Annotated in this window: 20 protein-coding genes; 13 read left to right on the plus strand and 7 right to left on the minus strand. The window is 41.6% G+C overall.

Translation table 11 applies throughout. From position 1 onward, the window contains the following. Window positions 1-2: 2 nt before the first annotated feature. The 5 genes from B153_RS0112075 to B153_RS0112095 form a co-directional block, all read right to left on the minus strand. On the minus strand, window positions 3-1,085 hold the full coding sequence (locus B153_RS0112075; RefSeq protein ID WP_020596970.1) for a glycosyltransferase family 4 protein: 1,083 nt from the start codon (window positions 1,083-1,085) through the stop codon (window positions 3-5). Continuing rightward, a complete protein-coding gene (locus B153_RS0112080) occupies window positions 1,082-2,200 on the minus strand; it encodes a hypothetical protein (protein ID WP_157634655.1) in 1,119 nt (372 codons plus the stop codon). Before B153_RS0112080 ends, B153_RS0112075 begins: the two co-directional genes overlap by 4 nt. Before the next feature lie 163 nt (window positions 2,201-2,363). After that, window positions 2,364-3,437 carry a glycosyltransferase family 4 protein gene (locus B153_RS0112085; RefSeq protein WP_020596972.1) on the minus strand — a complete coding sequence of 358 codons (1,074 nt, stop codon included), beginning with the start codon at window positions 3,435-3,437 and terminating at the stop codon, window positions 2,364-2,366. 30 nt (window positions 3,438-3,467) lie between these two features. Next, entirely contained in the window at window positions 3,468-4,430 is a 963-nt protein-coding gene (locus B153_RS34970; protein WP_020596973.1) for a hypothetical protein, read from the minus strand. A gap of 33 nt (window positions 4,431-4,463) precedes the next feature. After that, window positions 4,464-5,279 carry an FkbM family methyltransferase gene (locus B153_RS0112095; protein WP_020596974.1) on the minus strand — a complete coding sequence of 272 codons (816 nt, stop codon included), beginning with the start codon at window positions 5,277-5,279 and terminating at the stop codon, window positions 4,464-4,466. Between the two features lie 452 nt (window positions 5,280-5,731). On the opposite strand from B153_RS0112095, the gene B153_RS36600 reads away from it, so the two are divergent. The 9 genes from B153_RS36600 to B153_RS0112140 all read left to right on the plus strand — a co-directional run bounded on the left by B153_RS36600 (window position 5,732) and on the right by B153_RS0112140 (window position 19,660). Further along, window positions 5,732-8,662: a right-handed parallel beta-helix repeat-containing protein gene (locus B153_RS36600; RefSeq protein WP_083928188.1), complete on the plus strand. Its 2,931-nt coding sequence runs from the start codon at window positions 5,732-5,734 to the stop codon at window positions 8,660-8,662. A gap of 194 nt (window positions 8,663-8,856) precedes the next feature. Further along, window positions 8,857-10,731 (plus strand): bZIP transcription factor, encoded by a 1,875-nt coding sequence (locus B153_RS0112105; protein WP_245564875.1) that lies wholly within the window; start codon window positions 8,857-8,859, stop codon window positions 10,729-10,731. A 1-nt stretch (window position 10,732) separates the two neighbouring features. Further along, on the plus strand, window positions 10,733-11,263 hold the full coding sequence (locus B153_RS34980) for a T9SS type A sorting domain-containing protein (RefSeq protein ID WP_020596978.1): 531 nt from the start codon (window positions 10,733-10,735) through the stop codon (window positions 11,261-11,263). A 137-nt stretch (window positions 11,264-11,400) separates the two neighbouring features. Further along, window positions 11,401-12,549, plus strand: coding sequence for a glycosyltransferase (locus tag B153_RS0112115; protein ID WP_026262102.1), 1,149 nt, complete (start codon window positions 11,401-11,403; stop codon window positions 12,547-12,549). Window positions 12,550-12,780: 231 nt separating this feature from the next. After that, the gene (locus B153_RS0112120) at window positions 12,781-14,139 is read left to right on the plus strand and encodes a capsule assembly Wzi family protein (RefSeq protein ID WP_245564876.1); all 1,359 of its coding nucleotides are present in this window, start codon (window positions 12,781-12,783) and stop codon (window positions 14,137-14,139) included. A 196-nt stretch (window positions 14,140-14,335) separates the two neighbouring features. Next, window positions 14,336-15,724, plus strand: coding sequence for an exopolysaccharide biosynthesis polyprenyl glycosylphosphotransferase (locus B153_RS0112125; RefSeq protein ID WP_020596981.1), 1,389 nt, complete (start codon window positions 14,336-14,338; stop codon window positions 15,722-15,724). Window positions 15,725-15,768: 44 nt separating this feature from the next. Next, the gene (locus B153_RS0112130) at window positions 15,769-17,298 is read left to right on the plus strand and encodes a capsule assembly Wzi family protein (protein ID WP_026262104.1); all 1,530 of its coding nucleotides are present in this window, start codon (window positions 15,769-15,771) and stop codon (window positions 17,296-17,298) included. A 237-nt stretch (window positions 17,299-17,535) separates the two neighbouring features. Next, window positions 17,536-18,675, plus strand: a complete 1,140-nt coding sequence (locus tag B153_RS0112135; protein WP_020596983.1) for a serine hydrolase domain-containing protein — start codon at window positions 17,536-17,538, stop codon at window positions 18,673-18,675. 64 nt (window positions 18,676-18,739) lie between these two features. After that, complete coding sequence (locus B153_RS0112140; RefSeq protein WP_040761289.1) at window positions 18,740-19,660, plus strand: alpha/beta hydrolase; 921 nt, start codon at window positions 18,740-18,742, stop codon at window positions 19,658-19,660. Window positions 19,661-19,745: 85 nt separating this feature from the next. Here the strand turns inward: B153_RS0112140 and B153_RS0112145 are convergent, their stop codons facing one another. Together B153_RS0112145 and B153_RS0112150 are read right to left on the minus strand one after the other, a co-directional pair. Continuing rightward, window positions 19,746-20,648, minus strand: a complete 903-nt coding sequence (locus tag B153_RS0112145) for a prohibitin family protein (RefSeq protein ID WP_020596985.1) — start codon at window positions 20,646-20,648, stop codon at window positions 19,746-19,748. A gap of 301 nt (window positions 20,649-20,949) precedes the next feature. Continuing rightward, window positions 20,950-21,384 carry a DUF1573 domain-containing protein gene (locus B153_RS0112150; RefSeq protein WP_020596986.1) on the minus strand — a complete coding sequence of 145 codons (435 nt, stop codon included), beginning with the start codon at window positions 21,382-21,384 and terminating at the stop codon, window positions 20,950-20,952. A 241-nt stretch (window positions 21,385-21,625) separates the two neighbouring features. On the opposite strand from B153_RS0112150, the gene B153_RS0112155 reads away from it, so the two are divergent. The 4 genes from B153_RS0112155 (at window position 21,626) to nuoK (ending at window position 26,398) form a co-directional block, all read left to right on the plus strand. Further along, a complete protein-coding gene (locus B153_RS0112155; RefSeq protein WP_020596987.1) occupies window positions 21,626-24,034 on the plus strand; it encodes a thiamine pyrophosphate-dependent enzyme in 2,409 nt (802 codons plus the stop codon). Window positions 24,035-24,122: 88 nt separating this feature from the next. Continuing rightward, window positions 24,123-25,538 (plus strand): 4Fe-4S dicluster domain-containing protein, encoded by a 1,416-nt coding sequence (locus B153_RS34985; RefSeq protein ID WP_020596988.1) that lies wholly within the window; start codon window positions 24,123-24,125, stop codon window positions 25,536-25,538. A gap of 13 nt (window positions 25,539-25,551) precedes the next feature. Continuing rightward, entirely contained in the window at window positions 25,552-26,100 is a 549-nt protein-coding gene (locus B153_RS0112165; protein ID WP_020596989.1) for an NADH-quinone oxidoreductase subunit J family protein, read from the plus strand. Further along, window positions 26,087-26,398, plus strand: a complete 312-nt coding sequence (gene nuoK, locus B153_RS0112170) for an NADH-quinone oxidoreductase subunit NuoK (protein WP_020596990.1) — start codon at window positions 26,087-26,089, stop codon at window positions 26,396-26,398. Before B153_RS0112165 ends, nuoK begins: the two co-directional genes overlap by 14 nt. Window positions 26,399-26,416 lie beyond the last annotated feature (18 nt).

Here is a 26,416-nt window from a genome sequence, read left to right on the forward strand (position 1 = left end):
TTCTATGAAAAATCAGATTTTAATAGGTTATTTAACATTACAGCAGCCTTTTTAGCAGATCCATCCCAACTAAACTTCTTAAATTGATTATACCCTCTATTCACTAGCGTATGTCTAAGAATATCGTCATTAATAACTTTTTTTATAGTTTCTGATATATTTGTGATATCGTGTGGATCGACATATAAGCTAGCGTCGCCACAAACTTCTGGTAAGCTGGAAGTATTTGATACGATTGTAGGACATCCTGATGCCATAGCCTCAAGTGGTGGAATCCCAAATCCTTCAAAGAAAGAAGGATAGACAAACAGCGAAGCGTTTTTGTATAGAGATGCTAAATCATTATCGGATACATATCCAGTAAAAAAAACAGAAGGGTCATCTTTAATTAGTTCCGCTATACCTTCGTCAGAAAACACTTTGTTTTTAGAACCGACAATAACAAGATTTATATCATTTAAGTTAGCTAACTTAAAGGCTTTTATTAATCCCAGGAAATTTTTTCTTGGATCTATTGATGAAACAGCCAGGATATAACGCCCAAATTTTGTTATATCCTTTTTACTAGTTTTATTATTCTCAAAAATTGATGAAATACTCGGATGGACAATATCTATTTTTTCTGGAGGAATATTGAAATATCTAATAATGTCCTTTCTAGAGTATTCGCTTATAGTTATAATCCTGATGGCTCTTTTGGCAATGATTGGTATTAGTGTATTGTATAGTAAAGAAAATTGCTTGGAGAACCATTCAGGATGAAGATGAAAAGACAAATCTAATATGGATGCAATATTCTTTCCATACATAATTGGGGCAATATTGCACAGATTAAGTAATATAGGGTTACCATGAGACCAAAGATACATAGGCAACTCTATTTGTTCCCAAAGTAAATTTTGACGTAACACCCCGAATTTAATAACTTCTAGTTCCTCCGCAATTTCAGAGTGAATAACTGAAGGTGGACAAACAAATTCAATGTTAGGAACGTAGATTTTTAACTTTCTAGATAACTCAATTGCAAAACGTTGAGTTCCAGTAATGGGTTGGGTGAGAAACCTAGCATTAACTACAATTTTCATAACTCTGATTTAAGTTTGAAATCCACTTTATTATAGGCTAGACCAAGTAATAGCCATAAAGCTGGGTAAGAATATTCAGAAACACTAATCTGTAATATTAAATAAGTTATTATTAGTGCGATTCGTAGGCCGTTGTCTGATTTGGGTAGTCTGAATAGAGGAAAACTAAATAAGGCACTAAATGATAAAAAACCTACTATCCCTGTATTAACCAATAGGGTTGAAAAGAGATCTGTAGATCGGACTGTTCCAAACCCTACACCAAAAAATTTATTTATTAGGGGTAATCGCTGATAAAAAGCTATTTGATCGACGAAATTTTGTGTACGTTCTATACCAGATAAACTTTCTTGATTTATTTTATCAAATAATAAGTCTTTAAGAAACAAGTTCAAGAAGTCACCTGGAATAATTGCGATAAAACTTCCACATAGTATTAATATTATTATTGCTTGTTTTAAATTTCTTTCAACGATAATAAAATGAAGTAAGGCTAAAAGAAACATTGCAAGAATAAAAGTCCCTGAAAAAGTTAATAACAATGAAATGCCTAAAAAAATAGATAGCTTAATTTTTTTTTGATATAAAAAATAAACAAAGAATGGGAATATAGCAAATACATACATCGACGGTTCTCCTGTCAGACTAACGAACCGTTTAAGCTCTATTCCTAATAAATTAAATAGCTGAAACTGACCTGGATTTAAAATCCCATCACCAAATATTCGGTTGGATAAAAAGTCGCCATTCTTTTTGAATAATATATAGAAAAAAGTATCATAAAAGCCAAAACCCACAAAGATCCATAAAGCGTATTCAAGATGCTTTTGATATTTAGGTCTAAAATAAATCATTATATAGCTTAGAAGTGAGAATGAAGGTATAATATATAAAGATTGTGTAAATAAGCTTGATCTTAAAAAGAAACTACTTTCATAACTTATTAAAATTAATCCTTTTGAGGGGGGGAAATCACTCTGATATACAAAAACAGCTATTTGTGAAAAAACGCATAGCAATATATATATAACTAATAGCCAAAATAAAATTCTATAGAAAAAATAGGCTTTACTTGATCGAACCATTAAGGGAATTACAATACCAATGTAGGCCATGATGAAGGCCACAGTTGTACCTTTGACTGTATTAGTTAATACAAATGATGTAATAAAGATAAAATATAGCCATATACACATATAAGTTTCACTATTGAGACGGATTTTGCTCAATTTAAACTTTGAGGGTCTCAATTGAAACTCGCTAATATGGCTATGCATGTTATCTGATTGCTTTTTGTATTACTTCAAGGAGTTTTTTACTTGAGATCTTTTTGTCATATAATTTAACCTGTTCATACCCTTTTTCAATTAACAGTTGTCTTTTACTATAATCATCATTTAATATTGAAATACCATTAGCTATACTGTCGATATCATATGGATTAATATACAGACTAGCCTCTCCACATACTTCAGGCATACTCGTTGCATTAGAAACTAATGTTGGACAGCCTGAAGCCATAGCTTCTAAAGGAGGAATACCAAAGCCTTCAAATTTTGATGGAAATACAAAAAACTTAGCTTTTAGATATAATTCTCTTAACTTTTCATCATCAACAAAACCTGTAAACTCAATTCTATTGTCTTTGAAAGAATCATAAAATGAATTTTTAGGTATATTACCTGCTATAACAAGGCGAGTGTTGGTTAATGACGATTTATTAAATGCCTGTATTAGGGAGTCGAAATTCTTATGCGGTGTAATCGAAGATACACCTAATATGTAATCGCTTTTATTCTGAATCTGTTGTTCAGATTTCTCTAAGAATAAATCAGAAACAGTAGGGTATACTACATCTACTTGTTCAGGTCTTACATTAAGAGTTTTTACAATGTCAGATTTAGAATAGTCACTAATAGTTATAATTGATCGGCAATTTTTAGCAATTTTAGATGTTATTGCCTTGTAAAAAACTCTGTCGCGAAAAGGGTAAGCTCGTATTTGGTCGCCAACTATTTCTTGAGCATGGTGATAGAAAACATCTAAGATTGATACAATCTGATTTGAATAGGTAATTGGTGCCGTATTGCCAAAATTTATTAGAAGTGGACTGCCTATTTTTCGTAAATAACGTGGTAAGTCATATTGTTCCCATAGCAAACGTTGACGCGAATCACCTATTATCTTGACATTCAGAAGTTGCTCGTTATTTGTTCTGCTTGATTTATTTGTTAAAAAGACAATTTCGCTGTCCATTTGCTCCTGCAAAGCCATCGACATGGCTAGTGCATAACGAGATAATCCGGTAGCTGGGTAAATCGATAAAAAACTCGCGTTTACAAAAATTGGCATGTGTCGATTATTGATAACTTACTACCTAAGTTAGTGGAATAGCTTATTGAACTGATTGCTCAGATAGGTTGTATCCAGCGCTAAAATTTGCTTAAACCCAAATTTTAGCTTGCTATATATTGTAGGCTGTTGGTTTAGTAGTTTTTGGCTGTGGTATTTGTCATAAGAGTAGTTAGGTGCTATTATTTGAGGTTCTTTTGTTATTTTAAAGGAAGCTTTAGTCGTTGGCTTAAAATGCACTCCTTCTTGAGATGCATAAGTGTGCACACCTTCTGTTCCAATATTTTGTACCAGGTTCTCAGTTGGAGTGATTACTAAGCCTTTTTTCTTAAAAACCGTATACTGCCATTGAAAATCCCAGTTACTTATTTTAATAGATATATGCTGGTAATATGAATTCAATTTATTCAGCCAAAAAGCTTTAATTTCAGGGAGCTTGAGCCAGTCTTGAAAATCCTTCGATGTCTTAATTGCTGGCCAGTCACTCATTCTATAGTCGTAATATTGCCAGGCTCTTCGCCATGTTGCCCAGCCCCATGTTGAGGTAAACATGCTGTAAAAGTAGTCTGTATGAATCGGAAACTCATCATTCCAGCGATTGCCTGAAATCATCATAATTTGGGGCTCATAACGATATTTCTTTAGTTGAAATTCGCAAAAATTAAAGAAGGCTTCTGAAGGAATACAATCATCTTCCAAAATGATTCCTTCCTCAATTTCAGAGAAGAACCAATTTATTGCTCCTGATACGTTTTCACCACATCCTAGATTAATAGGTGAGATTTTTTTATTTATTTGACAAGGCCATTCAATGGTATCTAATAAACGGACACAGGCCTCTACTCCTTCTTTATCACTTGGCTTATTAACTCTGGGACCGTCAATAGCAATAAATAAGTTAGACGGCTTAATTGTTCTTAATTGATTTATGAGCTTTTGGGCATTATCAGGCCTATTGAACAGGATTATCAATATGGGAACGGAATACGCCATGCTTATGCTAATTTAACCTGTTGAAACGTACTTTTAAGCTAAAGGTGTAGCGTAAAAATTAAAGTTAGGCCACCGATCCATATCGTTGCGGCTTAGTTTAATGATTGAAGTATTTATATCAAAATCTTCAAAATAGTAAAGTTCATAACCAAAGCCTTCCACTAAATCGTAAAGCGCCTTTCTTTCTTCCGAACTAGACATTAAAAAGCACTCAGCCACTAGAGCAGGCTTGTATTTCATTATGAGGGGTTTAATTGATCGTAAAACATCAATGTCATGCCCTTCTACATCTACTTTTATAAATGAAAGTTTGTCTATGTATTGTGCATAGTTCTGATTAAGATAATTTCTCAAGTTAATACCCTTTATTTTGTTTCTAAGCCCATATTTACCGTTTCTGTTTTTCTCACTAGTTGATATTCCTCCATTAGCAAAAGAGGCTTCTGATGAATTGTAAAAAAAATCTCCTTCTGTTTCTGTAACAGCAAATGGAACAGGCACTATATTGGTTTTATCTTTATTAAGTTTAGCGTTTACCGATAATACGTCGAACACGAATGGATTCGGATCAAAAGCTAAAACTAAGCCGTCCTTGCCGGCAGCGAGGCCCATTGGCACAGTAGTGTCGCCTACATTAGCTCCAATATCAATAGAGAAACTTCCAGAAGGGATAAACTTCTGATAGAATGCAATTTCGTCATCCGTAATTTTTTTAGGCGGTACCATAGGATTCTTCCAATTGGCAAACTCAATTAGCCCACTTTGTAACTTAAACTTATCAATGTTGTACGAATAAGTACTTCGTATGTGGCTTGCAAAAGCTTGCTTTAAATATGTGAAAATAGACATGGTATTTGCCAGGTTATTAATAGTAAAATCAACACGAAATTAGCTCATTGTCTCCAATACTCCTAGCTAATTGACAAAGGGTGATTTAACAAAGCCTTGAGGCTAGTTCAGTTGATGGGTTAAATGTAGCGAGGGTAAGTGATTGTTTATGAGTGATTTGCGATAATAACTAGTTAGATTATGTCTTTAAGTTTTGTACATATATTGATGTTCTATCATTGTCTATTCAAAATATAACGGGAGTTATAAGCGTATAATGCTATTTAATGTAATAATCTTAATATGCGACTAAGGTTGGATTGCATGGTCAGTTTTTTCTAGCCAGTTAAATGCAAGTATAAAAACATATATTATACTGATTCGTTATCAGAATTAGTAATATGCCAGTCAGTCTATAGACACAGGTATTATTGCGATGCGTTAAATGGGTTCTATGACAAATCTGTGTTAATATGAGGCTTTCTATATGTGTGTACCTTGTAAGTGTAGTCTTCTGTCTGCAATCGGTAAAAGCTCAAAGAACATTCTATGTATCTAGTGCGGGCAATGATTCTAATAATGGGTTATCGCAATCTGCGCCATTCCAGACAATCAATAAGATCAATACATTGACGTTACAACCGGGTGATGTAGTGTTGTTCCGACGAGGTGATACATTTAGAGGAATGCTGACTATACAGAATTCAGGAAATGCCAGTAATCCTATTCGAGTGGATGCTTACGGTAGTGGAAATAAGCCAATTCTGTCTGGTGCCGTTCCTGTTACGGGATGGACAAATGTCGGAAGCAATTTATGGCAGGCTAACTGCTCAAGTTGTGGCACTGTTGTTAATGGATTGTATTCGAATAATGTGCCACTTCCTCTTGGCCGATACCCTAATCTTAATACAACGAACAAAGGCTATTTGACGGTCCAGTCTCATCAGGGAAAAACAGTATTGGTAAGCCAGCAATCTTTATCAACTAATTGGATGGGAGGAGAGGTTGTTTACAGACCAACCTTATGGATACTAAACAGAGCGACTATCACTCAGCAATCGGGTAATACATTGACGCTTGATAATGCGAATGCAGACTATGATATTACTGATGGTTGGGGGTATTTTATTCAGAATCATCCGAGTACATTAGATCAAAATGGTGAATGGTATTATAATCCTTCTGATAAGACGATTCGGTTATATAATTCTCAGGACCCTAATAGCCAGTCGGTTACTGCCACAGTCTACTCGCAGGGTATTCGTCTGGCTAATGCTTCTTATGTAGTAATACAGAATCTCCAGGTTACACAAGATCTTAACATTGGTGTCTATGCGGCCAATTTATCTAATGCCACTATCGCTAATCTTGATATTACCAATTCTGGTGAAGATGGAATGGCTATCCATGGTAATGGTAGCGCAGTAACGATTGAGAATAATCTAATTGATCAGGTAAATAATAACGGGGTAGAAATTCAGGCGTACACAGGGTTAGCTTTCAGGAACAATAAAGTAAGACGAGTCGCATTATTACCTGGAAGAGGGAAAAGTGGGGATGGTCAGTATCGAGGTATAGATGTCAATACTACCACGAACACAACTATCTCGAATAATCTGATTGATAGTATAGGCTATAATGGCATTTCATTTTCTACCCAAACGACAGGACTCACTATTAACCAAAATGTTATATCCAATTTTTTACTTACTAAAAATGATGGAGCTGGTATATATACATTCAATGGGTACCAGTTGTCAATGACGAATATAAAAGTTACATCTAATATTGTTTACAATGGATTTGGCTCTTCTGAAGGTACTTTAGTTGGGTCAACTTTTTCTGGAGTCAATGGCATTTATTTAGATGGATGTGTTCAAAATGTTGAGGTTAGTAATAATACTGTATTCAATTGTAATGGAATTGGTATATTCATGATTGATGCATTAAACAATAGTGTATTTCAAAATACGTGTTTTAATAATGCAGAAAGCCAGTTAGTGCTTTCTGCAGGAGGAAGTTGTGCTCCTCGTAACAATACAATTACAAACAATATTTTAGTTAGTAAACTAACGAAGCAAACAGTAGCTCGCTATGAATCGACGGGTAATGACTTAGGACAATATGGGACTATTGATAATAATTATTATGCACGGCCTTTAGATGACGCGATTAAAATTAATGCAGCTTTTTTAGATGTAAACACTAATTCTAGTAATGCATTTGGGTTAAAGGACTGGCAAAGACTTTACGGTAAAGATATAAATTCAAAAAGTAGTCCGATTACTTATAAAGGCTTTACCGTAAACACCCTTAATGGAACCAATCGTATCATAAATAGTACATTTACTAACAGTGCTTCAGACTGGTATCCGCAGAGCTACTATAATAATGGCAAGGTAGGCTGGGATAATACTAATAAGATCGATGGGGGAACTATGCAGTTGTACTTCCAGCCCGCATCCGGTTATAAAGCTTCATATGCCTTTATTTTTTCAAGTATCGGAACCATTGTAAGCGGCCGAAGCTATGTGATGAAATTTGATGCAATTGCTTCAGCAAATGGCAAGACACTGAATACATATATCCGTCAGCGTAATGCACCCGCTCAAGATCTAGCTTTACGAGTTGGGTCAGTTGTTAATACCACACGTCAGACCTATGAGATTGCCTTTACCGCTACACAAGATGATGCAGATGCCATAGTTTTATTTCAGGTCCTGGAAGATGGAGAATCTATATGGCTTGATAACATTAGCTTTCAGGAGGCTACTATTAGTAGGAACAATCCAGACGATTTGATGAAACTCGCTTACAACCCGAACGTACGTGATACCACTATAACTCTGGATGGTAACTATAGAGATGTGAAAAATCAATTCTATGCTAGACAAATTACGCTTAGCCCCTTTTCTTCTGCCGTCTTATTACGGGAGTTAATTCCTGATTTATCGCCAACCATCGTATTACCTCAAAGCAATTTTCAGGTATCCCCCAACAATGTCAGAAATCTTGTAGTAAACCTGTTTGAAGGCAATAATCAACCCACACCTGGTGGGAGTGTGACGGCCACAATTATTGTGCCAGCAGGATATACAGTAGCATTCAATAATTCAATAACAAATATTAATGTGTCAGGGGGGAATACAAATCCAGTAGCTGTTGATAACAATCGATGGACGGTAATCAGTAGTATTTCAAGCCAGCAGCTTACTCTTAAGATGAATGCAGGTCAATCTATCCCCGCTAATGGCACAGCAGTACTTGGTTTCACTATAACACGAACGACGGCTAATTCGGGCAGTGTTTCAAACATTACTGTGAGTATTAATAATGATCCTGCGAGAGCTTATGATGGGAATACATTGAATAATGTGTACGCAAGAATAATATCTGGTCAATGATAAGGACTAGCCCTTAGAACGGCCTCTGACCGATTAATCAATAATTGAGCATATTATGCTGTAAGTAAGCTAGATTTCATTTGTTGTTTGGCGTGAATGTTGCTTTAGTATACTACAATGTTTGGCCGAATTAGTGATTTATTGATTCGTTCGAATTAATTTTATCCATATAATAATTTAGATTGTATGTAGTTATGGTAAAACAGTTACTTATTCCGGCGCTGTCCTGCACTTTATTTATCAATTCATTTGCCCAAACTAATTACGTAGCTACCACTCCAAGTTCCTCTACACCAGGCTCTGATAATACTTTGGTTGGAGTTGGAGCCGGCAACGCAAATATGTCAGGAGCTTCTAACTTAATACTAGGTCGTGGGGCTGGGGTTTTGAATATGGCAGGAACACAAAATGCATTTGTAGGGGCGCTGTCTGGAAATCAGAATTCCTCAGGTCGTAACAATGCCTTTTTTGGATACAATTCAGGGTATGCAAACACGACCGGCAATTATAATACCTTTTTGGGAAGTAATGCTGGTATGGCTAACACGCAGGGTATTAATAACCTATTTGCCGGAGCCAACGCAGGGCAGGCGAATACTACAGGTGGATATAATACATTCTTAGGTAGTGGCGCTGGTTTTGCAAATGTTGGAGGTACAGAAAACACGTTTGTGGGGGCAGATGCGGGCGGTGGCAATTCGTCAGGAGTAGCTAACGTATTTCTAGGTAATCTTTCAGGAAATACTAACTCTACTGGTTCCAATAATACCTTTTTAGGAACAAGAGCAGGGTTAGGAAATACAACAGGTTCAAATAATACTTTTCTTGGAAATGGAGTTGGCCAAAATAATACAACAGGTAGTCAAAATCTGTTTTTAGGTAATATAGCGGGTTTCAATAATATTGGAGGAAATTATAATACATTTTTAGGTAACGGAGCTGGTTTTACAAATGCAACAGGTGAATATAATACGTTTATTGGGCACAACTCAGGGTATGGAAATACAGTCGGGACAAATAACGTATTTATAGGACGTAGTGCTGGTTCAAATAATACAGAAGGGAATTTTAATACATTCATAGGTTATTCTTCTGGTTTCAGTACTACAACAGGTTCGTTTAACTTGGCTTTAGGAGATGGGGCGGCTTATTTAAACTCAACAGGAACTTATGTTGTAGCCATCGGGAAAAATGCCGGATATTTAAATTCGACTGGTGAAGGTAACGTTTACTTAGGACGTGAGGCTGGTATTCAGAACTCAACAGGGTCGAACAATACCTTTCTGGGCGTTAAAGCTGGCTCAGTTGGTCCATCCAATTTAAATAATGCAACTGCTATCGGGTCAAATGCTCAGGTTGCTGTATCAAACGCTATCGTTTTAGGAGGGACAGGTATTAATTCAGTAAGTGTGGGTATTGGTACAGCAAGCCCTCAGAATAAATTGGAAATCACGCAGGGAACAACTGGAAATTCTGGGCTGCGCTTCACAAATCTGACAAGCTCAACCACCCCGACATTGAGTACGAATCAGTTCTTGACGGTTAATGCAAATGGGGATGTCGTTTTAGCATTAGTAGGTGGAACTAAAGGGAGCTTCCGGCAGGCTGCTTCTGATTCAACAGCTAATACGAACTGGAATCTGCTGCCAGATGGTAATATTCAGAATACGAATGCTGGAGGAGTGGTCATTGGGTCAGATATTAAGCGAACACCTGCTGGTTACCGATTATTTGTTGAAGATGGGATTCTGACGGAAAAAGTTAAGGTAGCTATTAAGTCGACGGATGATTGGTCGGACAAGGTGTTTAGTACTGGATATAAACTTCGTAGCCTGGCAGCAGTTGAACGCTATATCAATGCCAATCAGCATTTGCCTGGAGTTCCATCGGCGCAGGAAGTTGTTGAGAATGGGGTTGATGTAGGGAAAATGGACGCTAAGTTGCTGGAAAAAGTGGAAGAGCTTACACTTTATATGATTCAGTTGAAGAAGGAGAACGAAAGCCTCAAACGTAAAGCTAGCCAGATTGAGAAGCAATTAAATAAGCTACAACGTCAAAACCATCGGTAATATGCGCCCATTTTTATTGTTGATCTTGGGACTATGTTCCATTCAGGTTGTGGCCCAGCAAATAGAAACTGATCGGCAGATTAGAGTGATTTATCCCGCTTATTCTTCGAAGGATGAAAAAGCGCTTGTGAGCATAGAAACCGCTAGTAAACTAATCTCCGGAGCAGCCGTGGCTTACCGGGCGGGTCGTTCTATAACGTTGAGCCCTGGTTTCAGTACTGAAAAGGGGGCTATTCTTAGCGCTACTATTGAACCCATAGCCTCAGAGAGTAATACGGGGCTGCGATTGGCGATTGCGCCAAATCCAGTTGGTATAAATACTATAATTGACTATACTATACCTACTGGTGGAGAAGTAGGTCTCGCTATTGTGGATGCAAAGGGAAATACGATAAGTGAACTGGTTAAAGAAGTCAAGGAATCCGGTACGCATCGCCATAATTGGGATAGTTCTCTGTTGCCTACTGGGGCTTATATATGTGTATTAAGGATAGGGAATCAAGCTTTATCTGCTCGTGTAATTAAACAGTAAATTATTCAGCCATAAACTAATAAGGGGCGTTAGGCTAGACGGAGTTAGCCATACGCCCCTTATTAGTTTATGGATAGGATGAGTAAGGTAATTTAATTAGTTTTGCAGGATTGACGATTAATTGAGCGTATTACTATATGCGTATTGCACTAGTTCATGATAGCTTAATGTGTAGAGGTGGGGCCGAACAAGTAACATTAAGTTTTCATAGGGCTTTTCCTGAAGCGCCAATTTACACACTTTGTTACCAATCGGACCTAACATTTCCTGAATTTAAGCAGTGTACCATTCATACCAGTTGGCTACAGCATTTTGCCAAAACAGATGCTGTTATGAAACGATTATATTTTCCCTTCGGTATTGTTGCTATGCATCAATTGGATGTGACACAGTACGATGTGGTATTAATATCTTCTACCCATTGCGGTAAATACATCAAAGTGTCAAAGAATGCATTAGTGATAAATTACAGTCATGCTGCATTTCGATTAGTTTGGGAACCTGAGTCGTACGCCCAATATGTTAATAGCCAAGCTATTAAGAGAAAGGTATTTGACTTAGTGCTTGCTCAGTTAAGATCTGTTGACTTTAAAGCTGCCCAGCGCACCGATTACTTCATATGTAACACCGAGCGAATGGCTAATCAGGTACGCGGGTTTTATAAAATAAAGAAGCCTATTGAGGTTATTTATCCTCCTGTAAACACAACTAATTTTTACGTGAGCAATAACCCTAAAAAATACTTTCTGGTTGTATCCAGATTAGAGTATTATAAACGGGTTGATTTAGTTATCGAAGCGTTCAATCGCTTGGGCTATTCGTTAGTAGTTGTCGGTAAGGGTGTACAGGCGGAAGAAATTAAAGCGAAGGCTAATAATAATATTGTATTTAAAAGTGGAGTTTCTAAAGAAGAACTGGCTGAGATTTATGCTGGGTGCCGAGCCTTCATTTTTCCACAATATGAAGATTATGGCATTACGCCGTTAGAAGCGAATGCGGCAGGCCGACCAGTCATCGCCTATGGAAAAGGGGGAGTACTAACAACCCAAATTCCTGCCAGTGATAATCCCGCAGAGGCCACTGCTTTATTTTTTGAGGAGCAAACCGTTGATGATCTGATTGCAGCAGTAAGGCAATTTGAAAAGATAGAAGACCAATTTGATTCCGGCTTTATTCGAAGCCATGCTGAAACCTTTGATGAAGAAGTGTTCATAAATAAGATCCGGCAGTTTGTAAATGAAAAATACCAACAGAGTAGAAAGCAACAAGTTGCTGCCATCAAATAATACCCATGGTATAGTTGTTGGAGTTAATTTATAGGCTTCTATGGCTGGTGATCCATATAGATGATGCACATAATTGGTAAAATAGGCGCATTTGTTACTTGCTTTTGTTGGTTTTCTCCGATAATAGCTCAGACTATTCGCCAGCCAAATCAGTATACGGCAGAAATCGGAACCTATCTTTCTTCGTCCACAGAAACGCCTTTCTGGCTTAGGGCTAATCAATATGGCATTGTGCCTAATCAATCGCCTTCACTCACTTTCCGGGTAGGTGCATATGCTGACTATGATTCTACCCGGCATAGCACTGGCCAGTGGCGTAGGGCAAGATTCGACTACAGTTATGGGCTCAGTGCTGTAGTGAATATAAATAAGAGTAAACTGTCGTATGAACATAGTGTATTGCTGCCTGAAGCATTTTTCAAGGTAAGACGGGGCATATTTGAAGTCTATATTGGGCGCCAGCGAGAGAAGTTTGGATTAGCCGACTCGACTCTATCTACTGGTTCGTATGCCTGGTCGGGCAATGCGATGCCAATACCCAAAATTCAGATTGCCATACCGAATTTTACGCCAATCGGCTTTACGAAAGGTTGGGTAGCTGTTCAGGGGACGTTTGCTCATGGATATCTGGATGCTAAAGGGTACATCTTAAACCCTATGCTCCATCAGAAATCACTCTATTTTCGATTTGGAAGGCCGCAGGATGTCGTACGGGTTTATGGAGGAGGCAATCATCAAGTAGTGTGGGGGGGGAGGTTAGCTGATCCTAGTTCAAACCCAACTACTATTCCTACTGGAGGTCAGCTTCCAGCAGGATTATTGAATTATTTCTATGTTGTATCTACGCTTGGGCCACCTCAAACGGATACAAGTAAGTATAATTATTTTGATCTAACGAATCGTATTGGAAATCATTTAGGCTCCATTGACGTGGCGGTCGAAATTGACCTCATACGCCACACGCTGTATATATATCGCCAGAATGTATATGATGATGGATCTCTGTTCTATCTTACTAATATCGCGGATGGTTTAAATGGGATTAGGATTAGACGGAACAACCCCAAAGCCATAGTTCGGGATATTTTATTTGAATTTTTGAACACGACCAATCAGGGTGGGGATGAATTTGTATTCGATGATCCCAAACGGCGAGGTAAAGATGACTACTTTAACCACCAACAGTTTCGGGATGGGTGGGCTTATCGTCAACACACGATAGGTACTCCGTTTATTCCACCTGCATTAGGGCCAAATGATCAGTATCCATATGGCACATTCACGAACAATAACCGTGTTTATGTCTTTCATGCTGGCTTCGCTGGAACTATACCCGTATTTCGGAGTCAGTGGTTAAATCCTATTTCATACCAGATGAAGCTATCCTTTAGCCGTAATTTGGGCACCTATAATCTTCCATTTACAAAGCCCAAAGATCAGTTCTCGGCATTAGCCAGTATTGTCGCTCCACTTAATGTACTGGGTGGGGTTCAGCTAACCGCCAATCTGGCCATTGATAATGGAAGCCTGTATCAAAATGGTATAGGGACATTCATTAGTTTACGGAAAATTTGGATACAGGCTAAGTGATTGGTCGTCAACTGTTTTTTGGGTGGTCTTTCTACGTAAAGCTATAATTAAAGACGAATTTAGACTTAGTGTACAGATTAACTTTAGAACCATAGAATAATATTCGTACTAATTCACCAGTGAACTGTGTTATTTTAGCATATTATGTGCTAGCCTGGTACTAGATAGAGTCTAAAGGTGAACAAAAGTTGTCGGAATGAAGCATAGATATTCCATATTATTTTTCCCGCTGCACGTAATCATTGACTTCCTGAGCCTTAATGTAGGGTTTTTAGGCGCTTATTGGATAAAATTTCATGAAATAGAATCAGTGTCGGAGTATCCATATGGATCACTTTGGGCTATATTTAATATCATCTGGTTAATAGAGATAGTACTAGTAAAGCCCTATGTCTATCCTCGGCAACTATTCAAGTCAGATCATTTAGTTAAGCAATTAGTCGTATTAGTTTTTGTACATGTAGGCGTTATTGCGATCTACTGGATTGCGGTCAAAGGGTATTACTACTCACGTGAACATCTGGTAATAGCTTATGCTATTTTCTTATTGCTTGGCTCTCTGGTTCGAATAGGGGGAGTTCTTTTTTTACAGGAGTACAGAGCAAGAGGATATAATCATAGACGCTATATTGTAGTAGGCTACGGTAAGCTGGCAAAAACTATTCATGGATTTTACGAAGCCCATCCTGAAATGGGCTTTCATTTCTATGGCTATTTTGATGACCAATCCCCCGAAAATGGCGAATTTCTTCAGGGCAGTTACCAAGACCTACCAGCTTATATAAAGGAAAATAGGATTGACTGTGTGTATTGTTGTATGCCCTACATGGACAATAATCATATTCGGACCATTGTAGATGATGCCGTTGAGTCTGATTATCAGGTTAAATTATTAGTCGATTTTAGGGGCTTTTTGATGCGTGGTACTTCAGTAGAATACCATGATTTTTTACCTGTGCTTAATTTATCATCACAGGTTATTGCCGATTTTCGAATTAGCTTTTTTAAGCGTGCCTTCGATATTATATTCTCATCGAGCATGTTGATTCTCGGCTCCCCTATCTTTTTAATACTGGCTGCTATAACCAAATTTACATCGAACGGACCTGTAATTTTCGCCCAAAAACGATACGGACGTTTGGGGCAGGTGTTCACTATTTATAAGTTTCGCAGTATGTACCTTAGCTCAGAGAAGTCGATTGATGGGCTACAGCATTCACAGGGCGAAACGGACCCACGTATTACGCCATGGGGAGGATTTATGCGTCGTACCCGTCTGGATGAGCTTCCCCAATTTGTCAATGTTCTGTTAGGGCAGATGTCAATTGTTGGACCGAGGCCCTTGGCTCAGTATGATGTTGATGCGCTGATGGAGGAAGTGCCCACAGATTTTCAGAAAATTCTAACTGTTAAGCCTGGAATTACATCGATTGGTCAGGTAAAGTTTGGGTATGCAGTTAGTATTGAAGAAATGGTCCAGCGATTACGATATGATCTCCTCTATCCCGAACGTCGATCCTTTTTATTTGATATGTGGATCATTGCCCAAACGGTTAGGGTTATGCTACAGGGACGTGGTAAATAATGTTACTATAAAGGACCTGGAAGGGCTTTCCGATCATTGTGTATATGATATTTAGAGTAGCATGGTTAAGTAGCTTAATAATATGTATTTTACAATGTACTCTGGTTCATGGGCAGCGTACAAACCAATATCTTCTTGAACTAGGCGCTCTGACTTCGTCTAATCAAACCCCATTTTGGTTGCGAGCAAATCAATATGGAACGGTACCCTTAAAGAGCCCAATAGGATACCTGTCGGTTGGCCTCAGTTCAGATTATCGTACCATTGACAGCACGGGCTATAAGCCATTGGTGGATTGGGGATACAGTATAAATGCTGTCACTAACCTAGGCCAAACTAATCAGATACTTTTACCGGAGGCTTACATAAAAGGACGTTTGGGGGCCTTCGAATTGTATGCCGGAAGGCGGAAAGAAGTGATTGGACTGATGGATACTTTATTGACCACCGGCTCATATATATGGTCTGGTAATGCATTACCAATTCCTAAGATTCAACTATCACTCCCCCAATTTACTCCGCTACCCTTTACCAAAGGCCTATTATCCCTGATGGGTACATTCTCACATGGATGGTTTGAGAGCGATAATCGGCTGGTAAAAGGGGTATATCTTCATCAGTCCTCTTTCTATGGCCGATTGGGAAAGCCGACCTGGCGGGTTCGTGTATATGGAGGGTTCAATCATCAGGTGATGTGGGGAGGGTATTCTAATTATTTAGGGCCCGGTGTTGCGGCTAATGGACGCTTACCATCTGCGATAAAATATTTTCCAGCAGTGGTATTAGGTACCCGTAACCCATTCCCGGATGATCAGAGTATTCAAACAACTACGAATTTCGAAGAGAATCGAATCGGTAATCATTTAGGATCTGTTGATGTGGCTGCTGACGTAAATATTGGCCATTGGAATCTATTTGCCTACCGACAGTTCGTTTACGATGATGGCTCTCTTTTTTACGGTACTAATCTGGAGGATGGATTAAATGGACTGCGATTAAAAAATCGTAACTCTCCAGAAAACTCCGCTTTTTTTTTACGGCAAATTACAGTCGAATATTTATTTACAGGTAGTCAGGGAGGAGATGTGTTCATTCTGGACGATCCGAAACGACGGGGTCGGGATGATTACTTTAACAATAGTCAGTACTTAGATGGCTGGACGTATTTTGGCCGTACGATCGGCAGCCCTTTTTTAACACCCCAGCAGGAAGTAAATTCCTCGTTACCTCCCCGATATGGCATTGCGAATAACCGAGTCAGTGTGTTTCACTTAGGTTTAAGTGCTTTGGTAGCAGGTAAAGTAGATATAACTACCCGTTTATCATTTAGTAAAAATGCGGGTACCTATGTTACTCCTTATATTACGTTGCCTTCAGAGTTTTCTGGTTTGCTAACGGCTTCTGTGCCTGTCAATCTATTTGGTGGGGCTGTGTTGAATGGCGCATTGGCACTTGATTCGGGAGAATTATTACCTAATAGTGTTGGAGGATATGTTAGTTTGCGTAAGACAGGTGTGTTTGTGCATAAACAAAAGCCCCGATCTGTACTCTCTCCCAGATGGCCATTTAAATGAACAACTGAAAGGCCGATAACGAACTTTCATTCGATTTTAACGGATTGAAGATCGCTAAATCTGGTATAAATACTATTTTTGTTTAATGTCTGCTAATAAAAGTACGTTGAAATAAAGTGCGTGAGGATGGTGAGGACGAATAGTATCTGGAGTTTTTGCACTAGCTTAATTCTCATAGCAATTAGTGTTGCGTGTACGCAGGATTCGCAAAAGAACCTGAATCGATCAGCGCGGGAAATGCGTAACTGTGCCGATGGGCAATTGCTTACTACCGATCAGGAAGCAGCCATCCGCCAGCAAATCGATGCAGACCGGAAAACGCAGCAGATCGACGAAATTATCCGGCAGAAAGTTCGAAGCGGCCTGAACGGGAATGTATTGATAGCCCAAAAAGGAATTGTACTCTACAAGCAATCCTTTGGGCTGGGTCATTTCGAAAAAAGCCAACGAGATACCTTAGTCGAAGATTCTAAGTTTCAATTAGCCTCGTTATCTAAGACGTTTACGGCCGTCGGCACCCTAAAACTGATTCAGGCCGGTAAACTGAAGTTTGAAGATACTATTCAAAAATACTACCCGGATTTTCCGTATCACGGCATTACAATTCGGGATTTATTGTGCCATCGGAGTGGGCTGCCTAATTACCAATATGCTTTCGATGATAGCATGAAGGTTAATTTCTACAAGAAAGAAAAGCCGTACCCTACCAATGCGACAATTATGCATTGGTTTGCAACTGTGCAACCTACGCCCAAAGCGTATAACATACCAGGCCGTAGTTTTAGCTACAGCAATACCAACTATATGGTGCTGGCGTCGATCATTGAGAAGGCAACCGGCCTGAGCTATGAGTCGTTTATCAACAAAAATATCTTTGAGCCACTTGGCATGCATCAGACGTTTGTGGCAACTACCAAAAACGACTCTATAAACCACCATCGAACGGCAGGGTATCAGTGGAACCGCCGGATTCCCAAAGATTATTACGACGATGTGGTCGGGGATAAAGGAATTTATTCGACAACAGGGGATCTGTTTCGTTGGTATCGGGCATTAAATGGCGATTGCCTGCTGCCCCGAAAAATGTTGGCTGAAGCCTTTATCCCACGAAGTTTTGAACGAAAAGGGGCTAAGAATTACGGGTATGGTTTTCGGATGATGCTCAACGACATGAATCAGCCAGAATATATTTATCACTCAGGCTGGTGGAAGGGCTACAATACGATGTTCTGGTTCAGCCCGAAAGACGAGTATGTAATCATTATCCTCGGTAACCGCTATAATACAACTGTATATCGGGTAAAGGAGCTTATTGATATACTGCACGGTGGGACAAACAGCAGTTCATCCGATGCGGATAGCGAAGTAGAAATATGAGTAGAGCCGACCAAGCGGTCGGCTTTTTATTTGAATACTTCTTTGTGATTATTTCTACACGTATATGCGCGCTTTCTTCCTTAGTATGCTTTTTATGTCTGGTCTGACTGCGGTTTCTTCGGCACAGGATGTTATAAAATTATGGCCTGATGATGCAATTCCAAATGCTATTGCCGGAGCAAGGATTACAGAAGCGTCGGCAACGGATGCCAATGGTATTTTGCGAATCAGCAATGTATCGGTGCCTACTTTAACGGCTTATATGCCTGCTAAAGAGAAAATGTCTGGGGCAGCCGTGATGATCTGTCCGGGTGGTGGGTATTCGATTCTGGCAGCCAGCCATGAAGGGTCGGATGTGGCGCGTTGGTTCAATGAAATGGGAATAGCTGCTTTCGTACTGAAATACCGGTTGCCCAATCCTGATATAATGACCAACCAGCAGGAAGTACCGTTATTGGATGCCATGCAGGGAATGACTCTGATCCGCCAAAACGCCAGTCGTTATGGTATAGATCCATCCAGAATTGGCGTTATGGGCTTTTCGGCAGGAGGGCATTTAGCGTCAACGCTTTCCACGCATTACCATCGGGGGCCTAAAGCGAGCGAACTGGCCAAACCAAACTTTGCTATCTTAATGTACCCCGTAGTCACATTTGGGGAGAAAGCCCATACGGGTTCACGGGATAAACTATTAGGCAAATTGAACACCTCCCCGGAGCAGGTTGCCTATTACTCCAATGAGCTACAGGTAAGTAACCTAACACCGCCAACGTTTCTGGTCCATTCTGAAGATGATAAAGCGGTTCCGGTAGAGAATAGCATCAATTATTACCTGGCTTGTCTGAAAAATGGAGTTCCGGCCGAAATGCATCTCTATCCAGCCGGAGGGCATGGCTATGGGTTGCGAACAGCAAAATTTGGCTCGCTTAATAAATGGCCCGATGCCTGTAAAGCCTGGCTAACAAGTTTAGGTTTGTCTAAATAAAGAAACAGACAGTGAAGAAGGCGGGCGACTGAAGATTGATGATAGAACTATAGGACTCACCAAACTTCAGTCGCCTGTCTTCTTACTAATCATTCAGGATCAAGGGCACATTCCCTCGGCTTCCCATAATCACAATTTTTGCGTTCGGTGAGGCCGCAAGTTCTCGCTGGGCTTTAATCTGTTCGTATTGCAACTGCTTATCGGTCAGGCCCGTGGCCAGAATTTTCTGATAGTCGGCAATACCCTGTGCTTCGACCCGTTTTCGTTCGGCTTCCTGTCGCTCCTTTTGTAGAACGAACTGCATTTTCTGGGCATCCTGTTCGGCATTGATTTTCGATTCGATGGTTTTCTTGACTGAAGTAGGTAAGTCGATGTTGCGGATCAGCAATTGCTCCAATAGTAATCCACGTTTTCGAAAATCGGCTTCGATGGTTTTATAAATTCGCCCCTGAAATTCATCGCGACGAGTTGAGTACAGCGCAACAGCATCATAATACACGGCATTATCGCGAATACGCGTACGGGTGATCGGGCGAACAATTTTATCGGTATAATCTTCCCCTATCTGACGATAGATTTTCGGGGCATCATCGGGCACAACCCGATACAGGACGGTAAGGTCGATGATTACCTCCAGGCCATCAGCCGTAAGAACCCGAATGGCATCGTCGCCTTGTTTCTGGCCTTCGTCGTGTGAAGCCGACATCGTGTAGTTTTGCGTCTTTATATCAAATTCAGAGACAGCAGCTAGCGGGTTCACAAGATTTAGTCCTGCATTCAGCACCCGATCACTGACATTGCCAAACAGCGAAATAACCCCAACCTGCCCGGCATCAATTTGTCGAATGCTGGCAGTCAGAGCACCTAGTACCACTAAAATAACCCCAACCACTTTGGCGGGCCTTGAAAAGCGCGAAATAGTAAGCGCGGGTGTATTGATGGCAAATCCGGCGATTAAAGCCAGAAAGCCGAGTATGATGAAAAACATGATGTATAGTAAATGTGCCGTTCAGCGTTGAACAGTCTGGTTTGAAACGATGGGTAACAACAGGCAGGCGTAACAAAGTGCCGATAGGATCAGCGATGGGGCGGAGTCATGATTGGCTGTAAGTCAGTAGACAGGCCAAATATATAAGGTAATAGGCTGATAGAGAATAACTTTTGGAAGAGTGGACAGCCGACAGGGCGATTGGTTATGTGACGGGATGACAAAACCGATTGAACAAAAAAAAGGCATCCGGTAAACAACCAGATGCCTTTCTTAACCACACTATTAACCCTTCAGTAGATTAGCGTGAAGTTTTCTTCTTAGGCGCTGTAGCCGCTGGCGTAGCTGCGGTTTCTGCTTCTTTCTGTGTCACGACCTCGCCTTTCAGATACAAAACTGCTTGGCCAGCTTCGGCATTGCTGGTTACCGTTACCGATTTATTGAATGGTCCCATGGCAGCCGCGTTGAACGTAGCTGATACCGTTCCCGTTTTGCCCGGCATGACTGGCTCGCGAGTCCAGCTCGGCTTTGTGCAGCCGCAAGATGCCTGGGCATCGCTGATAACAACTGGATCAGTGCCTGTATTTTTGAATTCAAATACGTAGGTTACTGGTTTGCCTTGCTCAACTTTGCCGAAATCATGCGTTTCTTTCGCGAATTTCAAAACGCCTTTCTGTGCGTAGCTAACTGCAACAAACACAAATAAAGCTACGAAAAGTGAAAAAATCTTTTTCATTGGACTAAACGGAATTATGATTTGGTTGTTAAGATATTTACCCTCACAACCTCAATCATAGCAAACATTTTGCCAATCCTTGCAGGTTGTTGTTTGGTTAACAAAGAAACTCAAAAAATCGTTTTTTTGAAAGCTGTCTTGTTTTGACTTACTTTTACTTTTGTTAAGTAATTGGGGTAAGATAAGCCATCCACTTCATCGATAAATTGAAAGTTAGACGATTTTAATCCGTAGCTCTGTTGTGATAGCAAACGAACAACTCCGCTCAACTGATATTTTAAGTCGCGAAAAAATCCTATCGGACTACCGCCTGGCCTGCGAAAGTCGGCAGGCAAGTTTACTGGGCCGGCGCGATGTAATGGGAGGCCGGGCTAAATTTGGCATTTTTGGCGATGGTAAAGAACTGGCACAATTAGCAGCCGCTCGCGCATTCGCGCGGGGCGACTTTCGGTCAGGTTATTATCGCGACCAAACGTTTGTGGCGGCTCTGGGTGAGCTTCGCTGGACGGAATTTTTTGCGCAGCTCTATGCACATACGGACTTAGAAGCTGATCCGAATACCGCTGGCCGTTCGATGAATGGGCATTTTGCCACTCGCTGGCTCGATGAACAGGGCCTTTGGCGGAATCAGACAGAAATGTACAACTCTGTTTGCGATATTGCCCCTACTGCTGGTCAAATCCCTCGTTCGCTTGGATTAGCCTACGCATCTAAATTATTTCGAAATAATCCTGATCTGAGTGACCTGACGAAGTTTTCCCACCATGGCAATGAGATCGTGTTTTCTACGATAGGCGATGCCTCCACTTCACAAGGCATGTTCTGGGAAACCATGAATGCGGCTGGTGTGCTACAGGTGCCGTTACTTATGTCGGTCTGGGATGATGGATATGGTATTTCCGTACCCGTAGAGTATCAGACAACTAAAGCTAGTATCTCGAAAGCCATGGCGGGTTTGCAGCGGGATGCACGCGATAAAGGTATCGAAATCTTTACCGTCAAAGGTTGGGATTACCTTGGGCTGCTCGAAACCTATCAGCAGGCTGCACACATTTGTCGAAACGAGCATGTACCCGTATTGGTACATGTTCAGGAGCTTACCCAGCCGCAGGGACATTCAACATCGGGTTCGCACGAGCGGTATAAGTCAAAAGAACGCTTATCCTGGGAAGTCGAACATGATTGCAATCGAACTTTTCGGCAATGGATTCTGGAAAATGGCTATGCTACCAATGAGGAACTCGAGCAGATAGAAGACGAAGCGAAGAAAGTAACGAAGAAAGCCCGCACAGAGGCCTGGAATGCGTATCAGGCATCTATGAAAGGCGATTTCGATGAAGCGGTCGAGCTAATTCAGCAGGCGGCCCGCCACAATCCGAAATCAGCAGAGTTAATGGCTATTCGCGAGGAACTTCGTAAAACGGACATGCCTATCCGACGCGACGCAGTTAGTGCCGTTCGAAAAGCATTACGCGTTCTGCGAAGTGATTCTGGAGCAGGCCGACAGCGGTTGAAAGACTGGCTGGGGCGTACCAACGCTGAGAATGACGATCGTTTTCACTCCCATCTATATAGCCAATCGCCCGATTCGCCGATGCTGGTGGAGGGCGTCTTACCTGAATATTCCGACGAAAGCCCAATTCTGGATGGCTATCAGCTTCTTCAGCATTATTTCGAGAGTCTGTTTGCCCGCGATCCGCGTGTAGTGGCGTTGGGTGAGGATGTTGGCAAAATTGGCGATGTAAATCAGGGGTTTGCGGGTTTGCAGGAGAAGTTTGGTGAGATTCGGATCACGGATACCGGCATTCGCGAAACAACGATCATTGGGCAGGGAATTGGGATGGCTATGCGGGGCCTGCGTCCGATCGTCGAGATTCAATATTTCGATTACGTCTATTATACCCTGGCCACCCTGACCGACGATTTAGCTACCTTACTCTACCGGACCAAAGGTGGGCAGAAATCTCCCTTGATTATCCGTACCAGAGGGCATCGACTGGAAGGTATCTGGCATTCGGGATCACCCATGGGGGCTATGCTGGGCAGCCTGCGTGGCTTACATGTGCTGGTACCGCGCAACATGACCCAGGCTGCCGGCTTTTATAATACACTAATAAAAGGAGACGATCCGGCTCTGCTTATTGAATCCCTGAATGGATACCGGCTGAAAGAAGTGCTTCCCGACAATTTAGCTGAATTTTGTGTGCCCCTCGGGGTGCCTGATATTATCCGTACAGGTACCGACCTGACCATCGTAACCTACGGGTCTATGTGTCGCATTGTGTGGGAAGCCGCTAACCAGTTGGCACAAATGGGCATCCAGACTGAAATAATCGATGTGCAGACACTTTTGCCTTTCGATGTACACCAGCTTATTCTGGAATCGATCAAGAAAACAAACCGGGTGATCTTCGCGGATGAGGATGTTCCGGGTGGAGCCTCGGCGTATATGATGCAGCAGGTTGTAGACGGGCAGAATGCCTATCAATACCTGGACTCTCCACCCCGTACGTTATCGGCCAAAGCGCATCGTCCACCCTATGGTTCCGACGGTGACTATTTCTCTAAACCAAATGTTGATGATGTAATCGAGATGGCTTACGAACTGATGAGCGAATGCGAGCCCGACCGATTTCCTAAACTATACTGATTGAATAGCTGAATGATTGAATGATTGAATAACTGAGAAGACCAATTCTATTCAGTTATTCAATCACTCAATCATTCAATCATTAAAAATGTCTTACTTCCACGATATACGGACCGGAATTCGGACTACGTTGAAAGGCTTGAGTCTTACGCTGAAGCATCTTCGACGGGCAACGAAGCGCCGGACACCTGAAGGGATTGCCAGCGATAATTACTTCGATCTTCAGAATGGGCTGGTTACGCTTCAGTACCCGCACGAGCAATTACCCATACCCGATAATGGGCGCTATCGCCTTCGGAATGAAATCGAAGATTGCATCGTCTGCGATAAATGCGCGAAAGTTTGCCCCGTAGACTGTATTACAATTGATGCCATCAAGGCGACAGAAGAAGTGGGCCGGGCATCGGATGGCTCGCCCATTCGACTGTATGCTGCCAAGTTCGACATCGATATGGCTAAGTGCTGCTACTGTGGACTTTGCACGGTAGTTTGCCCGACCGAATGCCTGACGATGGACAAAAAATTCGATTACAGTGAATTCGAATTGGGTAAGCTTACGTATAACTTCTCGAACTTAACCCCTGAACAGGCTGATGAAAAACGGTCTTTATACGAGCAGTTCTTACGTGAAAAAGAGGAAGCGAAGGCGGCACAGAAAGTAACCAGACCCGTTTCCACTTCTGAATCAACCGCCGATACCACTCCTAAACGCCCTGTTTTTCGGCCGACAGCCAAACCGACTGCACCTGCTACCGATAAACCGGCTAACTCGGAAGGGTCGTCGATTGAGCATCCATTAACCGATGCCAAACCGGATGAAATGCAACAGATTGCTCAGGGAGGATTGGAAGCGGCAAAACGTCCGGTATTCAAACCAACCCAAAAGCCGATAAAGCCTGTTGTTGAGGAGTCTGATGCGGCTAAACAGGATGAAGGCCAACCTGCTGCCCAAAAGCCAGTAACTGCTAAGCCAGCATTCCGGCCAACGATGAAGCCGGGAAAAACGGAATCTACGGGACCGATTTCACCTGAAGCTACCGAGCCCCCCACTGCGGAAACGGTAACTCCGAAACCAGGCACAAAACCGCCTGGTTTCCGGCCAACCATGAAGCCGACGGTAGCCAAAGTAGCCGAGCCGGACAAATCAACGCCTGATGCGAAGGATTCGGACAGTACCGAGCCTATAAAGCCAAAATCTACTGGGTTTCGACCAACGATGAAACCTGCCAATCCGGTCAAACCAGTGCCTGAACCTGAAGCCAAAGTACAGCCCACCGAAGTACCAAAGCCTAAACCAGGGTTTCGGCCAACCATGAAGCCGAAGCCTGTATCCGAAGGAGAGGTTGGCGAACAGGTTATTTTGGATAAGAAGCCTGAGCCCACTGAGGAGTCAAACGTGTCGGAGCCCACCGAATCGGTTCAGGAGGCCCCCAAGTCCAAACCTGCCTTCCGGCCAACTATGAAGCCTAAACCCAAATCGGACGAAGGCGAGTCGACTAATTAATTCCGCTACTGCATTGGTTCAAATAGCTTTTTATACGTTTGCCGCGCTTAGCCTCTCTGGTGGTTTAGCGGTACTTTTTACGCGCAATGTAATTTATGCGGCCTTTTTTTTACTCCTGACCCTGTTGGGGGTTGCAGGTTTATTTGTATTGGCAAGCGCCGACTTTCTGGCCGTCGCCCAGCTCATGATCTATGTTGGAGGTGTTTTGGTGCTGGTAATTTTTGGGGTAATGCTCACGAATAAAACAGACCCGGTGGCCGATGCCAGTAGCCAGCAACCCAATCGAATTGCCTCCCAGAATCGCTCTACGGGATGGGTGATTAGTGCGTTGGTGGCTGGAAGTTTATTTGCCGCCTTATTTACCTTACTGGCCAGGGCAAATTTTGCGCTATTGAATCAGCCGGTTGGCTGGCAGAGCACCGTAAATACCATCGGTCGACAGCTCATGACCGAATATGTAGTGCCGTTTGAAATCGTTGGCATATTGCTGTTGGCTGCTCTGGTAGGGGCCACCTATCTGGCCTCGCCACTAGCTAAATCGTTTCGAAATGCAACCCGTTGATAGTCATCTGTTTCTGATCGTTGGTGCGGCCCTGTTCAGTATAGGACTTGCGGTTGTACTGCTCAAGCGTCATGCCATTGTTGTCCTGATGGGTATTGAGTTGATGCTAAATGCCGTTAATATCAATCTGGTCGCCTTCAGCCAGTATGATCCTGATCGATTGCAGGGGCAAATGCTGGCCCTATTTGTGATGGTAGTAGCAGCCGCTGAATCGGCTGTGGCCCTGGCTATTGTGTTGCAGGTATATCGCCACTTTCGAACAGCTCAACTGGACGAGCTAAATGAACTGAAACAGTAACGGACTGGTCAGGATTCG

The sequence above is a fragment of the Spirosoma panaciterrae DSM 21099 genome, from assembly GCF_000374025.1.
Taxonomy (GTDB): domain Bacteria; phylum Bacteroidota; class Bacteroidia; order Cytophagales; family Spirosomataceae; genus Spirosoma; species Spirosoma panaciterrae.

Excerpts from the sequence above, each read along its gene's own strand:
- B153_RS0112075 (WP_020596970.1), bottom strand. The coding sequence starts at position 1,085 with ATGAAAATTGTAGTTAATGCTAGGTTTCTCACCCAACCCATTACTGGA.
- B153_RS0112080 (WP_157634655.1), bottom strand. The coding sequence starts at position 2,200 with ATGGCCTACATTGGTATTGTAATTCCCTTAATGGTTCGATCAAGTAAA.
- B153_RS0112085 (WP_020596972.1), bottom strand. The coding sequence starts at position 3,437 with ATGCCAATTTTTGTAAACGCGAGTTTTTTATCGATTTACCCAGCTACC.
- B153_RS34970 (WP_020596973.1), bottom strand. The coding sequence starts at position 4,430 with ATGGCGTATTCCGTTCCCATATTGATAATCCTGTTCAATAGGCCTGAT.
- B153_RS0112095 (WP_020596974.1), bottom strand. The coding sequence starts at position 5,279 with ATGTCTATTTTCACATATTTAAAGCAAGCTTTTGCAAGCCACATACGA.
- B153_RS36600 (WP_083928188.1), top strand. The coding sequence starts at position 5,732 with ATGAGGCTTTCTATATGTGTGTACCTTGTAAGTGTAGTCTTCTGTCTG.
- B153_RS0112105 (WP_245564875.1), top strand. The coding sequence starts at position 8,857 with ATGGTAAAACAGTTACTTATTCCGGCGCTGTCCTGCACTTTATTTATC.
- B153_RS34980 (WP_020596978.1), top strand. The coding sequence starts at position 10,733 with ATGCGCCCATTTTTATTGTTGATCTTGGGACTATGTTCCATTCAGGTT.
- B153_RS0112115 (WP_026262102.1), top strand. The coding sequence starts at position 11,401 with ATGCGTATTGCACTAGTTCATGATAGCTTAATGTGTAGAGGTGGGGCC.
- B153_RS0112125 (WP_020596981.1), top strand. The coding sequence starts at position 14,336 with ATGAAGCATAGATATTCCATATTATTTTTCCCGCTGCACGTAATCATT.
- B153_RS0112130 (WP_026262104.1), top strand. The coding sequence starts at position 15,769 with ATGATATTTAGAGTAGCATGGTTAAGTAGCTTAATAATATGTATTTTA.
- B153_RS0112135 (WP_020596983.1), top strand. The coding sequence starts at position 17,536 with ATGCGTAACTGTGCCGATGGGCAATTGCTTACTACCGATCAGGAAGCA.
- B153_RS0112140 (WP_040761289.1), top strand. The coding sequence starts at position 18,740 with ATGCGCGCTTTCTTCCTTAGTATGCTTTTTATGTCTGGTCTGACTGCG.
- B153_RS0112145 (WP_020596985.1), bottom strand. The coding sequence starts at position 20,648 with ATGTTTTTCATCATACTCGGCTTTCTGGCTTTAATCGCCGGATTTGCC.
- B153_RS0112150 (WP_020596986.1), bottom strand. The coding sequence starts at position 21,384 with ATGAAAAAGATTTTTTCACTTTTCGTAGCTTTATTTGTGTTTGTTGCA.
- B153_RS34985 (WP_020596988.1), top strand. The coding sequence starts at position 24,123 with ATGTCTTACTTCCACGATATACGGACCGGAATTCGGACTACGTTGAAA.
- nuoK (WP_020596990.1), top strand. The coding sequence starts at position 26,087 with ATGCAACCCGTTGATAGTCATCTGTTTCTGATCGTTGGTGCGGCCCTG.